This window comes from Microvirga tunisiensis (genome assembly GCF_009296175.1).
In the GTDB taxonomy this organism is placed as follows: domain Bacteria; phylum Pseudomonadota; class Alphaproteobacteria; order Rhizobiales; family Beijerinckiaceae; genus Microvirga; species Microvirga tunisiensis.
The window spans coordinates 22,550-36,400 of record NZ_VOSK01000045.1 but is presented as its reverse complement, the minus strand read 5'-3'; the positions used below and the strand labels follow the sequence as shown (position 1 = coordinate 36,400).

Below are 13,851 nucleotides of genomic sequence, written 5' to 3'. Positions count from 1 at the left end.
TAGATCGTGTGGGTGCTGTGCGAGAATGAAGCGTCTGCTGAGGGCGAGTAGAGCATGAGCGGCCTCCGGGGTGAGGTGACCGCCTTACCTCACCAATCCGGCGGTCACTGGCCCATGAGATCTTTTTATTCGTCGGTCCTACGCAGAGAGACAGGAACATCAAAGATACGGTCGCGTTGTTTCCCCGAATTGTTGAGCTGAGATAGCAGGAGAGAGGGATGTTCCGTACACCTGTAGCTTTGGTCGGACTGGCTGGGGCTTTCTTCGTGGCCGGAAGTTTCGCCCCTGCGTCCTTCAACATGTCTCCCTTGGCTCAATCCGGGTCGCTACCCTTCGAAAACTCTGTGTCGACAAGAGGTGATCGCGTGGCCGCGCCAGTTCCTGCGCGCAACCCGATGACGGTATCGATCGTGGAGCTCGTCGGGGTTGCCAATGCTGCGGTAATCCTGCGGGACCATGATGGAAAGGTGCTCTACAAGTCGGATCCGCGCACCGGTGTCACGACCTTCGCGCGAGATACGGATCTGCCGGTCGTCACCTTGAAGGAAGAGGTGCAGGGCCCGGTCGCACAATACCCCGCCCGCCGCAAAGAGGGCAACGAAACTCCGCAGGAACAGAAGCCAAAGAGCCGCAATCCGGTCGGTTGCATGGGCGATGTCAGTCCTCTTGCCAAGGCGAGCGCCAACCGGATGCCGAGCCTCTGTCTGGCTCTTCTCGAGCAGTCGCTTTCCTGAATAGCTGGCGGCAAGCTGCATCCATCAAGGCAGACTCAATTCCAACTGACGTTCCAGGCTTCCGATACAGGTGCCGATCTGATCCGACATTCGATCATGTGAGGTCGCCGGGTTCCGGACCCGACTAAATCGTCCCGCGATTCGAGGTTGGAACCATTCGTCTGAAAAGTAGTTGCCAATGTTGGCGTTACTGTTGCTGCTTGTCGGCGGGCAGGTGGCACGGACGATCTGTTGTCATACAATATTAACAAGTATTCATTTCCAGGTTCCACAATATAGATCCGGATAACATTGACTTGATTGGGTCGATATTCGGAACGGTCGCTGATGCTGTGCGTTACACTCCCGCGCACTTCGGTGCACAACGCGATTTTTAGTGGATCCTCAGGAGAAAGAAACAATGCTGAAGAAGCATATGGCAGCTTGCCTTGTCGTGACGGCTTTCGCGGCTGCGCCCGCCCTCGCACAGACTTCGTCTCCGTCGGCCCCGACTGACCGTCCGGCCGCTTCGGGCTCGGGCACGACCACCACAGGTTCGCCGGCCATGCAGCCAGGCGCTTCCGGCTCATCCACCGCGGGTCAATCGTCGGCTTCCATGGGCCAGAGCAGCGCCACGTCCGGCCAGTTCATGACCAAGATGGAAATGAACCAGATCATGGCCTCTGATCTGATCGGCACCCGTGTGGTCAGCGCCAACAACGAGTCGATCGGCGACATTAATGACGTGATCGTGGATCGCAACGGTCAAGTCATGGCCGCTGTCGTCGGCGTGGGCGGTTTCCTTGGCATCGGCGAAAAGGATGTGGCCGTTCCGTTCAAGTCGCTGGAGTTCATGAGCAGCCAGCAGGCCCAGGCGATGGACAACAGCAAAAGCGGCAATAACAACGTGAACACCACAGGCTCGACGGCTACGACGGGCAATACAGCCACGTCTGGCTCGGGCTCTGCGGGCTCGACCAACACGGCGGCGAATACCTCTTCGAGCAATCAGAACCAGCCCGAGCGCGTCATGCTTCGTATGACGAAGGCTGAACTTCAGGCTGCCCCGGCATTCGATGAGGACGGCGACAACAACGCCAACAACTCGACCACCGGAACGACCGGCGCCACGACCGCGCCGAAGCAGTAATCGGCACAGCGGTTCCTGCTGAGAGGCGGCGCCTGGGAAACTCAGGCGCCGTTTCGTTTTGGAGGGTGCCGCTATCGGATCACCAAAAATAAAAGGCGCAGCTGATTCAGCTGCGCCTGGAAGGTGCCAGTCCAAGGGGGCATTCGGACCGGTTGAGATCCGAACGCCGTTCCATCGGGGCGGTTCCGAAATCCATACGAGATTCTTTCCCGTCTGCCCGCAAAGGGGCCAGACGTCTTGCCGCACGGAACCGAGGATTGGCGCATACGTTGCCGTTCCAAGCGCAATGCGGAGGGAGCGACGATGACAGCCACGAATGAACTGGACGCGGTGCTTTGCCAGGAAGAGCTTCCAGATGAGTTTTCCCGGCTCGCTTCGAGTTCCCCCCCGAGAGACAGGCCGTCTGTGGCCTCCATGCTCAGCGGCATCATTCCCGTTTGCAGTCAGGACGAGGTGACCTGCCCCCTGTTGCTGAGACGGCATCTGCTCGTCCCGGCATTGCCCCACGTGGTGCCGACGGCAAGCAGTCCGCGTATCTAAGGTTTGTCTATAGATGGTTGAAGTGTCCCTGCATTCGGCAACTCCTGGATCTGTCGCATTCCTGTTTCATCCGAGCATGGTGGGGGGCATCGACGTATTCCGGTCGCTCAGCAGCCTCGAGGATCAATACGATCTGGCTCTTCTCGACGGGCCGGAGCAGGGGCTGGCATCCTATACTCAAGCCGAAGCGGCCAAGGGCATCGTGTCGGACGCCTTGCTGCTGGCTTTCGCTTTGACCCGGCAGCGAGGCAGGCCGTTTTCCCATCGGCCTCTCGGATCCCGTCACGGGAGCATGGACGAGTACTGCCTGCTGGCGTTGATGAGTTCCCTGCACAATACCGCGTCAGACGTCGCCCTCGAGGCAGCCGCATACCTGGATATCGCGTCGCTCGATGTTGTGGTGACACTCGCCGGAGAAATCGTCCGCCAGATGGACATCGGGACTCTTGTGTTCGGGCCTCCAAGCCTGCCCGACTTCAGGGCTATGATGGGCTATGGACCATCCGAAGCCGTCCTCGTTGAGGCCACTTTGGGCAAGGCGGAGTTCAACTTCAGGAACTAAGCTCGATCCCGGTCGAGCTCAAAAAACCTTGCCTTGCCTGTGAAGAGCCGCGCAATCGGCTGTTCAATCCCTCTCCCTGCTGGCACGATGGGCCGGTCGCAATCGATCATTGGAAAACGGAATGACCGTCTTCGGGCCTAGAGCGTGAGTCGCATCGCAGCTTTCGCCCTGATGGCGCTCATCTGGGGACTGACGTGGCTGCCGATGAAGGTAGCCTCGGAGGTCGTCCCGCCGATCTTTCTCGCCGCGATGCGCTTTCTGCTTGCCGGACCCTGCTTTCTTGTGGTCGCTTTGGCGCAAGGCCTGTCCCTGCGCTCCAGCCAGTTCGGCCGCATCGTCGTCGCCTCTCTCCTGATCACCACGGGTTGCTACAGTTTCCTGTTCTGGGGTGTCGCGAGAGCTCCGAGCGGGCTGTCCGCGATCGTGAACCTGTCGTTGATGCCCATCTTCCTGGTGGGCATTGGAGCCCTCTACGGCCAGGAGCGGATCACGATGCGGCGCATCGGCGCCATCGGGCTCGGGATCCTGGGGCTCGTTCTTCTGTTCTCCGGTCGAACGGGCGAGGCTCAGAGCGGCACGATGCCGATCTTCGGTCTTATCGCGGTTGCCATCGGGACCGTGTCCTATGCCTGGGGCTCGGTGATCAGCCGACCGCTGACCCTGTCCATGCCGCCCCTGGTGCTCGCCTTCTGGCAGAGCCTCATCGGGGGAATTGCGCTCGTCCCTGTTTCCCTCCTCATCGAAGGATACGATCCAGCGCATTTCGCCGGGCTTTTCGACGCAAGAGCCATTTTCGGCCTGAGCATCCTGGTATTTGGGGGGTCGCTGATCGCGTTCTGGATCTATCTTGGGCTCGTGCGCGACTGGGGCGCCTTTCGGGCGGGGCTTTATGCCTTCGTCAGCCCGATCATCGCCGTTGCCGTCGGGGTCGTTTATGCGAATGAGCCCTTCGGTTGGGCCGAAGGTGTTGGCATGGGAATCATGCTGGCCGCGACGGCCCTATCCCTTTCGGAAAAGAAGATCATGAAGACGGCAGCATCCGGATGAGGCGCCGCGAGCTTTTATGTAGAATTCAAAAGTAAAGGGGCCGCTCAGCGGCCCCCAAACCCGTATGCATCAGAAATGAATTATTCCTGGTTGCCACGCGTGTTGCCCGAGGCCTGACCGCCTTTGCGGCCGGCTTCGGAGGCGAGTTCGCGATCCTGAGAGAAAGACCGCTTCTCGGCGGGAACGCTCTTACCCCCTTTGCTCGCAATTTCGCGCTGCCGGTCAGAGTCCATCGACGCGAAGCCACGCTTCGAGGTCGAACTACCTGGCGTCATTTATGCCTCCTTATCGAATCGTGTCCGTGCTTCTTCAACCGCTCTCGGATTCGATGGTTCCGATGAGGAAGAGCGAACCTTTGCAAAAAAATTCCATGAAAATATTCATTCGATGCGAATTGTTACGCTTGGCTCAAATGTTTGAGCTGGATAAACGTGGCAACATCTTGTTCATGGGAATATGAACCAAGAAGGTACTTGCATCATCGCAAGTTGGAGGGTGGTTATATTTGCGAATAAATCGGCGGCTATTCTCGTCGTCTGAAATCAGGAGCCAGGAATGCTGCGACGTCGGCAGGGGATGACTCTCGACAAGGGGACTTGGCTGCGGGCGCGGACGCCGATCAGGAGAGATGATTGTCCGCCTGGAACGGTATAAAAGACGTGGCGCAGGCGTTCCTTCGGGGCGCTCAGGATGATGGTTCAGGAAGAGAGGGCGGGATGACCTACGATGACGACAACGTGTTCGCGAAGATCCTACGCGGTGAGCTTCCATGCCAAAAGGTTTACGAGACGGATCGCGTGCTCGCCTTCATGGACGTCATGCCGCGCGGTGACGGGCATGTGCTTGTCATTCCCAAAACCAAGGCCCGCAACCTCCTCGATGTCGAGCCCGACGATCTGGCCGAATTGGCGAAGGCGGTTCAGATCGTCGGGAAGGCCGCCAAGAAGGCGCTGTCGGCCGACGGCCTGACGATCCAGCAATTCAACGAGAGCGCAGGCGGGCAGGTGGTCTTCCACATCCACTTCCATGTGCTCCCCCGCTTCGAAGGGGTGGCGCTGAAGCCTCATACGGGTCAGATGGAAAAACCTGAGGTGCTGGAGGATTTAGCCTCGAAGATCCGCGCCGCTCTGCCGGCGGCATGATCGAAAAGGATCGCGGCAGCACCGAATGCGCGTTGCTGCCGCCTGTTCTTCGCGTCAGTCCGCCCAATCGAGAGAGCGGGCGATCGCCTTGTCCCAGACGGCATTCAGCCGCTCGCGGCGAGACGCCTCCATGGCCGGTGTCCAGTGCTTGTCGACGGCCCAATTGCGCACCAGTTCGTCCGTTCCGCTCCAGAAGCCCGTCGCCAGCCCGGCCGCATAGGCGGCCCCGAGAGCCGTGGTTTCGATGACCTTGGGGCGCACCACGGGAACGTTCAGGATATCGGCCTGGAACTGCATCAGCAGCTCGTTGACGACCATGCCGCCATCCGTGCGCAGCTCCTTGACGGCGATATCGGTATCCTTGGTCATGGCCTCGAGCACCTCGCGGGTCTGGAAGGCGGTGGCCTCGAGCGCCGCGCGGGCGATGTGGCCCTTGTCGGCGAAGCGCGTCAGGCCACCGATCAGGCCACGGGCATGGGAGTTCCAGTGCGGTGCGTAGAGACCCGAGAAGGCAGGCACGATGGTCACGCCGCCATTGTCCTCGACGCCGCGGGCGAGGGTTTCGATCTCGGTGCTGTTCTGGATCAGTCCGAGATTGTCCCGCAGCCATTGCACGAGGGCGCCGGCAATCGCGATGGAGCCCTCCAGGGCATAGACGGGCTTTCCCTGGCCGAAGCGGTACCCGACGGTGGTGAGCAGGCCGCATTTCGAAGGGTAGGGGGTTTCGCCGGTGTTCATGAGCATGAAGCAGCCGGTGCCATAGGTGTTCTTGGCCTCGCCCTGCTGGAAGCAGGCCTGCCCCACGAGGGCCGCCTGCTGGTCGCCGAGAATGCCCGCGATGGGAACGCCCGCGAGGCCGTCGGTCGCTTCGCCATAGACCTCGCTCGACGAGCGGATCTGCGGCAGGCATGCCTTCGGGATGTCGAAGAGCCTCAGGATCTCCTCGTCCCATTCGAGGCTCTGGAGGTTCATGAGCTGCGTGCGGCTGGCATTGGTCACATCGGTGATGTGGCAGCCGCCGTTGACGCCGCCCGTCAGGTTCCAGACCAGCCAGGTGTCGATATTGCCGAACATCGCGTCACCGGCCTCGACCTTGTCCCGGGCGCCCGGGACATTGTCGAGAAGCCAGCGCAGTTTCAGCCCCGAGAAATAGCTCGCCAGCGGCAGGCCGGTCTTGTCACGGAGACGATCATGACCGCCGTCCCGTGCGAACTCCTCGACGATGGAATCGACGCGGGTGTCCTGCCACACGAGGGCGTTGTGAAGAGGCTTGCCGGTACGTCTGTCCCAGATCAGCGTCGTCTCGCGCTGGTTGGTGATGCCGATGGCGGCGAGGTCCTGGGTTTTCAAGCCCTTCCTGGCCAGCGCCTGCTGAATCACCTCCTGCGTGTTCCGCCAGATCTCAAGCGGGTCGTGCTCCACGTAGCCGGGCTTGGGATAGATCTGTTCGTGTTCCTTCTGGCCGACCGAAACGATCGCTCCGGCCTTGTCGAACACGATGAAGCGCGAGCTGGTCGTGCCCTGGTCGATGGCACCAACGTAGCGAGCCATATCCTTCCCCGATGTTACTGCGCGGCGACGGACGCCACTTTCTTCTTGGCCAAATAGGCATCGATCTTGGCCGCAGCGTCAACCGGCACATGCAGCCCGAGCTTCGAGCGGCGCCAGAGGATGTCTTCGGCCGTGCGCGCCCATTCGCGGCGCACGAGGTAATCGACCTCCGCCGCCATCAGCCCGGCGCCGAAATCCTCGCCGAGATCGGCGAGCGACGTGGCGGAACCCAGAAGCTCTTCCATCCGCGTGCCGTAGGCCCGCGCCAGGCGATGGGCGAGATGCTCGGGCAGGAAGGGCCAGCGCTGGCGCACGGTGGCGAAGAAGCGGTCGAAATCCGCATCCGGCATGTCGCCGCCCGGCATCTTCGCCTTCTCCGTCCAGGACGGCTTCATGCTGGGGAAGAAGGGCTTCAACTCCTCGAGGGCGTGCTCGGAGAGCTTGCGGAAGGTGGTGATCTTGCCGCCGAAGATCGATAGCACCGGCGCCTGACCCTGCGGCGCGTCCATGTCGAACACGTAGTCGCGGGTCACCGCGGAGGCGTTGCTCGAGCCGTCATCGAAGAGCGGGCGCACGCCGGAATAGGTCCACACCACTTCCGCCGGCGTGACCTGGCGCTTGAAGAAGTGGTTCACCACGTTGCACAGATACTGGATCTCATCCGGGCTGATCTCGACCTTCTTGTCGGGGACCGACTCGACCGGGATGTCCGTGGTGCCGATGAGGGTGAACTTCTCCTGGTACGGAATCGCGAAGACGATCCGCTTGTCCGTGTTCTGGAGAATGAAGGCTTCCTTGGTGTCGAAGAGCCGGGGCACCACGATGTGGCTGCCCTTCACCAGGCGCACGTTCTTGGTGGTGTTGAGACCGAGCTTGGAGTTCAACACGTCGGCCACGAATGGACCGCCGGCATTGACGATGACCCGCGCACGGACCTCCTCAGTCTGTCCCGACTCCACGTCCTGGAGGCTCGCCACCCAGAGATCGCCCTCGCGGCGGGCGGAAACGAGTTTGGTGCGGACCCGGATGTCGGCGCCCTTCTCGAAGGCGTCGAGAGCATTGAGGGCCACCATGCGGCTGTCCTCGACCCAGCAGTCGGAATAGACGAAGGCGGTGTCGAACCCGGGCTTGAGGGCCTGGCCGGCAGGGTGCCGGGTGAGCTTGATCGCCTCCGTCCCCGGCAGCTTCTTCCGCGGGGCCAGGTGGTCGTACATGAACAGCCCGAGGCGTACGAACCAGGCCGGGCGGATACCCTTCTCATGAGGTAGGATGAAGCGCAGGGGCCAGATGATGTGGGGAGCGGATTCCAGCAGGCGCTCGCGTTCGAACAGGGCCTCGCGCACCAGCCGGAACTCGTAATATTCCAGGTAGCGCAGGCCGCCATGAATCAGCTTCGTGGAGGCGGAGGAGGTGTAGCCGGCCAGGTCACCCTGCTCGCAGAGCACGACCGAGAGGCCCCGGCCCACCGCATCGCGCGCGATGCCCGCGCCGTTGATGCCGCCGCCCACGATCAGAAGATCAGTCACTGTCGTCACGAGACTCGTCTTTCCTTGCAACCCGGGTCCCCCAGGAACCCTGCACATGATTTCCTTAGCCGTCTAATGCATCGGACCTCAAAGTGGAATGCACTTTTGGGAATCGATCCGCTGATAACATTTCTAACTTGTGCATCGTTCAGAGCGGAAACCGGCCCATTTTTGCGCATCGTGCGCAAAAGCAAGTGAATTCTCGAGGGGATCAGGGCTCTTTTGCCAAGGCTAGGTTTAACATGAAAGCGCCGAAGGCGCACACGGCCATTCCCAAGCACAGCAGCACGACGGCATCATAATTGCCCCGCGAGGCCCAGAGAGCGCCGAAGGCGAAGGGGGCGCCAGCCATGGCGATCCGGACCGGCATGGCGATCATGCCCTGGATCGCCCCGTAATCCTCCCGGCCGAACAGTTCCGGCGGCAGGAGGGCGCGCACGATGGTCAGCATTCCGTTGGCCGCACCATAGAGGCCTGCGAATCCCAAAATCAGCCAGGATCCGCCCGGGACGAAAGGCAGGAGGGCGAAGGCAAGGACGCTCAGGGCCATCGTGGCGACGCCGATCCCCCTCAGGCTCATGGCGCGCTCACCGAATCCGGTCATAAACCGCGCGGCGACCTGGGCCGGACCGATCACCGTGTAGGCCGCCACGGCGGCATCGATGGTGAAGCCCCTCTCGAGCAGGATCGGGATCAGATGGACCGGGATCCCCGTGGAGATGATCCCTTGGAGCACGCTGGTGACGACGAACAGCCAGAAGGCCGGCTTCTTGAGCACACGGCGGGGATCGGACGCAGGTCGGGCGGCGATGTGGCTTTCGTCGCTCTGCTTGGGACGAGTTGGCGCGGCCGGGATGCTCGACGCATGCAGCACGGCGCAGATTGCCAGGTTCAAGGCAGCCAGAACGAGCAGCGCGCCGCGCCAGCCATAAGCCTCGATCAGCACATGGGTGAGGGGGATGAAGACCGTGCTGGCGAACCCGCCGACGAGGGTCATGATGGTGATCCCGCGACGGGTCAGAAGACCGAGCCGGGAGGCCAGAACCGCAACGCCCGGCTCGTAGAACACGGCGCTCATGGCCGCGCCGATGCCGAGCCAGATCAGCACGAAAGGCAGGTAATGGTCCGTCCATGCCCAAAGAGCGAGGAACAGGGCGGCGAGGATGGAGCCGCCGGTCATCACGGCCCGGCCATAGCCCCGGTCGATCAGCCGGCCGACCGGAAATGCGAAGAAGGCGGAGGAGACGAGGGCCAGGGAATAGGCGGCGGTCAGGGCGGTCTTCGACCATCCCAGCTCCCGCTCCATGGGCTCGATCAGGAGCGCGAAGGCGTAGAAGAGCGTCCCGTAGGAGATCAGCTGGGTGAACGACAGGGCCGAGACGAAGCGCCAGGGCATTGAGCCGGGGGGAGACATTCTTGCTTTATGTCAGGCCTTGAGGTTGACGGATAGGTTTTTAGCCTCCATATGCACAGCAGGCGACGGCGCTCGATCATCGAGCAGCTTGAGCGGGACTGCGTGACGGATAATCGCGAAACGGCGAAGACCCCGGTTCCCTTCTTCAATCGCTCAATCATACGACGGCCCCATCACGCGGGCTCTCGCCTTAAAGAGCCCTGAAGCGCCTTTGCTTTATCAAGCCGAACCTGCTTTGCGGCTCACCGCATCCGTTCGAAAGACATCCACTTTGACACTCTTCACCGATTTCGGATTGGCCCAGCCGATCCTGAAGGCCTTGACTGCCGAGGGCTATGAGAAGCCCACGCCGATCCAGGCCCAGACCATTCCCTATGCCATGGAAGGCCGCGACGTCTGCGGCATCGCCCAGACCGGCACCGGCAAGACGGCCGCCTTCGCGCTGCCGATCCTGCATCGCCTGAATGCGAACCCGAAGCCGCGCCGGGCCAAGAGCCCCCGCGTGCTCGTGCTCAGCCCGACCCGTGAGCTCGCCAGCCAGATTGCTGACAGCTTCCGCGCTTATGGCCGTAACCTCAGGCTCACCACCGAGGTGGTGTTCGGCGGCGTCACCATCTCCCGCCAGGAGAAGGCGCTGGCGAATGGCGTCGACGTTCTCGTCGCCACGCCCGGACGCCTGATCGACCTCATCGACCGCAGGGCGCTGAGCCTGCGCGAGATCGAGATCCTCGTCCTCGACGAGGCCGACCAGATGCTCGATCTCGGCTTCATCCATGCGCTCAAGCGCATCGTGACCCTGCTGCCGAAGGATCGCCAGAGCCTGTTCTTCTCGGCCACCATGCCGAAGACGATCTCGACGCTGGCCGATTCCTTCCTGCGCAATCCGGCCAACGTTGCCGTCACGCCGGTGGCGACCACCGCCGAGCGCGTCGAGCAGAGCGTGATCTTCGTGCAGACCGGCCGCAAGCAGGTCCTGCTCGAAACGCTCCTGCGCGATCCGTCGATCGAACGCGTCCTCGTCTTCACCCGCACCAAGCACGGCGCGGACAAGGTGGTGCGCGGCCTCGACAAGGCCGGCACCGCAGGCGCGGCCATTCACGGCAACAAGTCCCAGCCGCAGCGCGAGCGTGCGCTTGCCGGGTTCCGGGACGGCTCGTGCCGGGTTCTGGTGGCGACCGATATCGCCGCGCGCGGCATCGACGTCGAGGGCGTGAGCCACGTCATCAACTACGACCTGCCGAACGTGCCGGAATCTTACGTCCACCGCATCGGCCGCACGGCCCGTGCCGGGGCGACCGGACACGCGATCTCGTTCTGCAACGACGAGGAAAAGGCTTACCTCAAGGACATTGAGAAGCTGACCCGCCTTAAGGTGCCGGTCATGCCGCTTCCCGAAGGCCTTCCTGCCGCTCCGGCGGCCGGTGAGGCTTCCGATCAGCGCCGCGAACAGCCGCTGCGCGGACGTCCGGCTCCCCATGCCCGCGGGCATCAGGGCCACGGCCAGCCGCGCAGCGCCGATCCGAATGCCGATCGCGGCCCCAAGCGCCGTCGCGGTCGCGGCGGAAAGCCCGGCGGCAACGCTCAGCCGCAGAGCGGCCAGCCCGCCGGCAACCAGCAGAGGCCGGCACAAGGCCAGCGCCCGGCACAGGGACAGCGGCCCGCTCAAGGGAAGCCCGCATCCGGCCGTCCGGAAGGACGCCGCGGAGACGGGGCCCAGGTGGCCTGGCTCGAAAAGAGCCCGCGCCGCCGCTAACTCTGGCGAGACAGTTAAAAGGCGCCTCCGGGCGCCTTTTTTCGTTGGGAGACTCAACGAAATTCCCTCCCCCTTGTGGGGAGGAGGGCTCATCGCGCTTAACTTGTCACCAAATGATAGGGCTCTGGATGTGACCAACGAGTCCAGATTTGGCATAGAACCCGCTGTAACATCCAAGCTCCGAGGAGACACCGCCTAATGGCCAAACGGGCCGGAAGTGCCGACCTGCCGCTGCATAGCGGCCATGTGCCGAAATGGCTGGCCGATCGCATGACCCGCCTCGGCGGCGTGATGAGCGAGGCCATCGTGCATCACTATGGGCGGGACGAGCTGCTGCGTCGGCTCGCGCACCGCTTCTGGTTCCAGTCGTTCGGAGCCGTGATGGGGATGGACTGGCATTCCTCCGGCATCACCACCAGTGTCATCGGTGCCCTCAAGCGCGGACTGACCCCGCTCTCGAAGGAACTCGGAATCCATGTCTGCGGCGGGCGCGGGCGGCACTCGCGCCAGACGCCGCACGAACTGGTCTCCATCGGCGAGCGCGTCGGCTTCGACGGTTCGGCACTCGCGAGTGCCAGCCGGCTGGTGGCGAAGGTCGACAGCGCCGCCATCCAGGATGGCTTCGACCTCTATCTCCATGGCTTCATCGTCACGGATGACGGCAAATGGGCGGTCGTCCAGCAGGGAATGAACGACGGGCGCCGGCAGGCGCGCCGCTACCATTGGCTGTCCGAGGATCTCGAAAGCTTCGTCGACGAGCCGCACACGGCCATCGACGGCAAAGGGCAGGGCATGATCGTCAATCTCACCGACCGCCGGGCCGAGGCCTCGCGCAAGGCCCAGATCGAGGTTCTCGGTTCGCTCGGACCCGATGGCGTTGCCCGCAAGTTTCTGGCGCTTGAAGAGCGCGAGGCGGACGCGGCACCTGCCGCGAACCCGCAGCCCCTGCTGCCGCATCTGGTGATGCCGGAGCATCACGATGTTCGGCCCAAGGACGTGGTGCTGCGCCGCCTGCACGGGAGCCTTGCGGCGGCGGCCGACCGCGGGCCCGCGGATTTTCCCGATCTGCTGATGACGCCCGGAGTGGGACCGCGGACCGTACAGGCCCTCGCCATGGTGGCGGAAGTCGTCCATGGCACACCATGCCGCTTCAGCGACCCGGCCCGCTTCTCCTTCGCCCATGGCGGCAAGGACCGGCACCCCTATCCGGTGCCGGTGCGGGTCTATGACGAAACGATCCGGGTGCTGAAATCGGCCGTCCAGAAGGCGAAGCTCGGGCAGCAGGAGGAGCTTTTCGCCCTCAAGCGTCTCGATGACCAGGCCCGTCAGCTCGAGCGCCATGCCTCGGGACCCGATGTGGAGGAGCATATCCGGCAGGAGCGGGCGAAGTCGCATTCCTACGGCGGCCGCTCGATCTTCGGAGACGAGCCGCCGCCGGATGGGACGGTTTAACGCTGGGCCTTCTGCAGCAGGCTCTTGTCCAGCATCACGTGGACGCCCTTGTTGCCGTTCACGACCTGCGTGATCCGCAGATCCGCCGCGAGGCTGCACAGGGCATAGGCCTCCGCCTTGGTGATGCCGGTGCGGGCGACGATCAGGTGAATCATGTCGCGAAGCGCGATGACGACGCAATCGTCGAGATCCGGATCGAAAGCCATGGTCATGATGTGCGTCGGCGTCTCGGCCAGGGGCCATGTCAGCCGCATGTTCTCGCGCAGATGGAGCTCGAACGTGCCGATCAGACCGGTTTCGATGGCCGTCACGCAGACCTCTCCGTCGCCCTGAACCCCATGCCCGTCGCCGACGGAGAACAGGGCGCCGTCCACATGGATCGGCAGGTAGAGGGTCGTTCCCGCCACGAGCTCCTTGTTGTCGAGATTGCCGCCGTTGCGGCGCGGCGGCAGCGTGCTGAGCGCCCCCCAGGACGCGGGCGGCGCGACCGCCATGACGCCGAAGAACGGCTTCAAGGGCAACTCGAGTCCCCACCGCATACGACCGGTCATCCGCTCGCGGTCGAGCGGAATGTGCATGAGATGCATTTCGTCGAAATCGTCAGGCAGGGCGCCTTTGAGCGGCGCCACATAGGTGAAGCCCCAATCGTAGTGCAGCTCGATACCCTTGATGCGCACTTCGAGAACATGACCGGCCTTGGCACCCCGCACCTCGACAGGCCCGGTGCAGATATGGCCGGGCAATTTGGGGCGTTGCGTGGCGTGGAGGGTCGACAAAGCCTCAGGGATCGCGAAGGGCGGCTTCGGCATCACCTCTGGACCGCCGGAGATGGTCGAGATCGTGACCGTGTCGCCGGAATCGACGGTGAGGAGCGGGGAGAGACCCGCGTCGAAATAACCCCAGTGAACGCTCTCCGGGGAAGCATCAATCCGGTAATCGGCCACGAAACACCTCTGTCATCGCTATTGCTTCAGGATGTCTCGCATTCCCTTTCCTTTAGG

General features: G+C 62.9%; 12 protein-coding genes. 7 read left to right on the top strand and 5 right to left on the bottom strand.

The genetic code is table 11. The features are described 5' to 3' along the window. Window positions 1-218: 218 nt before the first annotated feature. The 4 genes from FS320_RS14030 (at window position 219) to FS320_RS14015 (ending at window position 4,012) form a co-directional block, all read left to right on the top strand. The gene (locus FS320_RS14030; RefSeq protein ID WP_152712491.1) at window positions 219-734 is read left to right on the top strand and encodes a hypothetical protein; all 516 of its coding nucleotides are present in this window, start codon (window positions 219-221) and stop codon (window positions 732-734) included. 400 nt (window positions 735-1,134) lie between these two features. Continuing rightward, window positions 1,135-1,863 (top strand): PRC-barrel domain-containing protein, encoded by a 729-nt coding sequence (locus tag FS320_RS14025; protein ID WP_152712490.1) that lies wholly within the window; start codon window positions 1,135-1,137, stop codon window positions 1,861-1,863. Between the two features lie 553 nt (window positions 1,864-2,416). Further along, complete coding sequence (locus tag FS320_RS14020; RefSeq protein WP_192926287.1) at window positions 2,417-2,965, top strand: hypothetical protein; 549 nt, start codon at window positions 2,417-2,419, stop codon at window positions 2,963-2,965. 144 nt (window positions 2,966-3,109) lie between these two features. Then, window positions 3,110-4,012 carry a DMT family transporter gene (locus FS320_RS14015; RefSeq protein WP_338105341.1) on the top strand — a complete coding sequence of 301 codons (903 nt, stop codon included), beginning with the start codon at window positions 3,110-3,112 and terminating at the stop codon, window positions 4,010-4,012. A gap of 80 nt (window positions 4,013-4,092) precedes the next feature. Here FS320_RS14015 and FS320_RS14010 read toward each other — a convergent pair whose 3' ends face one another. Continuing rightward, window positions 4,093-4,287: a con-10 family general stress protein gene (locus FS320_RS14010; RefSeq protein WP_152712488.1), complete on the bottom strand. Its 195-nt coding sequence runs from the start codon at window positions 4,285-4,287 to the stop codon at window positions 4,093-4,095. A gap of 441 nt (window positions 4,288-4,728) precedes the next feature. On the opposite strand from FS320_RS14010, the gene FS320_RS14005 reads away from it, so the two are divergent. Further along, window positions 4,729-5,154: an HIT family protein gene (locus FS320_RS14005; protein ID WP_152712487.1), complete on the top strand. Its 426-nt coding sequence runs from the start codon at window positions 4,729-4,731 to the stop codon at window positions 5,152-5,154. A gap of 54 nt (window positions 5,155-5,208) precedes the next feature. Here the strand turns inward: FS320_RS14005 and glpK are convergent, their stop codons facing one another. From glpK to FS320_RS13990, 3 genes are all read right to left on the bottom strand, one after another. After that, window positions 5,209-6,705, bottom strand: coding sequence for a glycerol kinase GlpK (glpK, locus tag FS320_RS14000; protein WP_152712486.1), 1,497 nt, complete (start codon window positions 6,703-6,705; stop codon window positions 5,209-5,211). A gap of 14 nt (window positions 6,706-6,719) precedes the next feature. Next, a complete protein-coding gene (locus tag FS320_RS13995; RefSeq protein ID WP_162002984.1) occupies window positions 6,720-8,240 on the bottom strand; it encodes a glycerol-3-phosphate dehydrogenase in 1,521 nt (506 codons plus the stop codon). A 202-nt stretch (window positions 8,241-8,442) separates the two neighbouring features. Next, window positions 8,443-9,645, bottom strand: a complete 1,203-nt coding sequence (locus FS320_RS13990) for an MFS transporter (RefSeq protein ID WP_152712484.1) — start codon at window positions 9,643-9,645, stop codon at window positions 8,443-8,445. A 271-nt stretch (window positions 9,646-9,916) separates the two neighbouring features. On the opposite strand from FS320_RS13990, the gene FS320_RS13985 reads away from it, so the two are divergent. Both FS320_RS13985 and FS320_RS13980 read left to right on the top strand, forming a co-directional pair. After that, window positions 9,917-11,398 carry a DEAD/DEAH box helicase gene (locus FS320_RS13985; protein ID WP_152712483.1) on the top strand — a complete coding sequence of 494 codons (1,482 nt, stop codon included), beginning with the start codon at window positions 9,917-9,919 and terminating at the stop codon, window positions 11,396-11,398. Between the two features lie 198 nt (window positions 11,399-11,596). Beyond that, window positions 11,597-12,850: a DUF763 domain-containing protein gene (locus FS320_RS13980; protein WP_152712482.1), complete on the top strand. Its 1,254-nt coding sequence runs from the start codon at window positions 11,597-11,599 to the stop codon at window positions 12,848-12,850. Here the strand turns inward: FS320_RS13980 and FS320_RS13975 are convergent. Next, window positions 12,847-13,794, bottom strand: coding sequence for an acetamidase/formamidase family protein (locus FS320_RS13975; RefSeq protein ID WP_162002983.1), 948 nt, complete (start codon window positions 13,792-13,794; stop codon window positions 12,847-12,849). The two genes, FS320_RS13980 and FS320_RS13975, sit on opposite strands and share 4 nt — an antisense overlap. Window positions 13,795-13,851 lie beyond the last annotated feature (57 nt).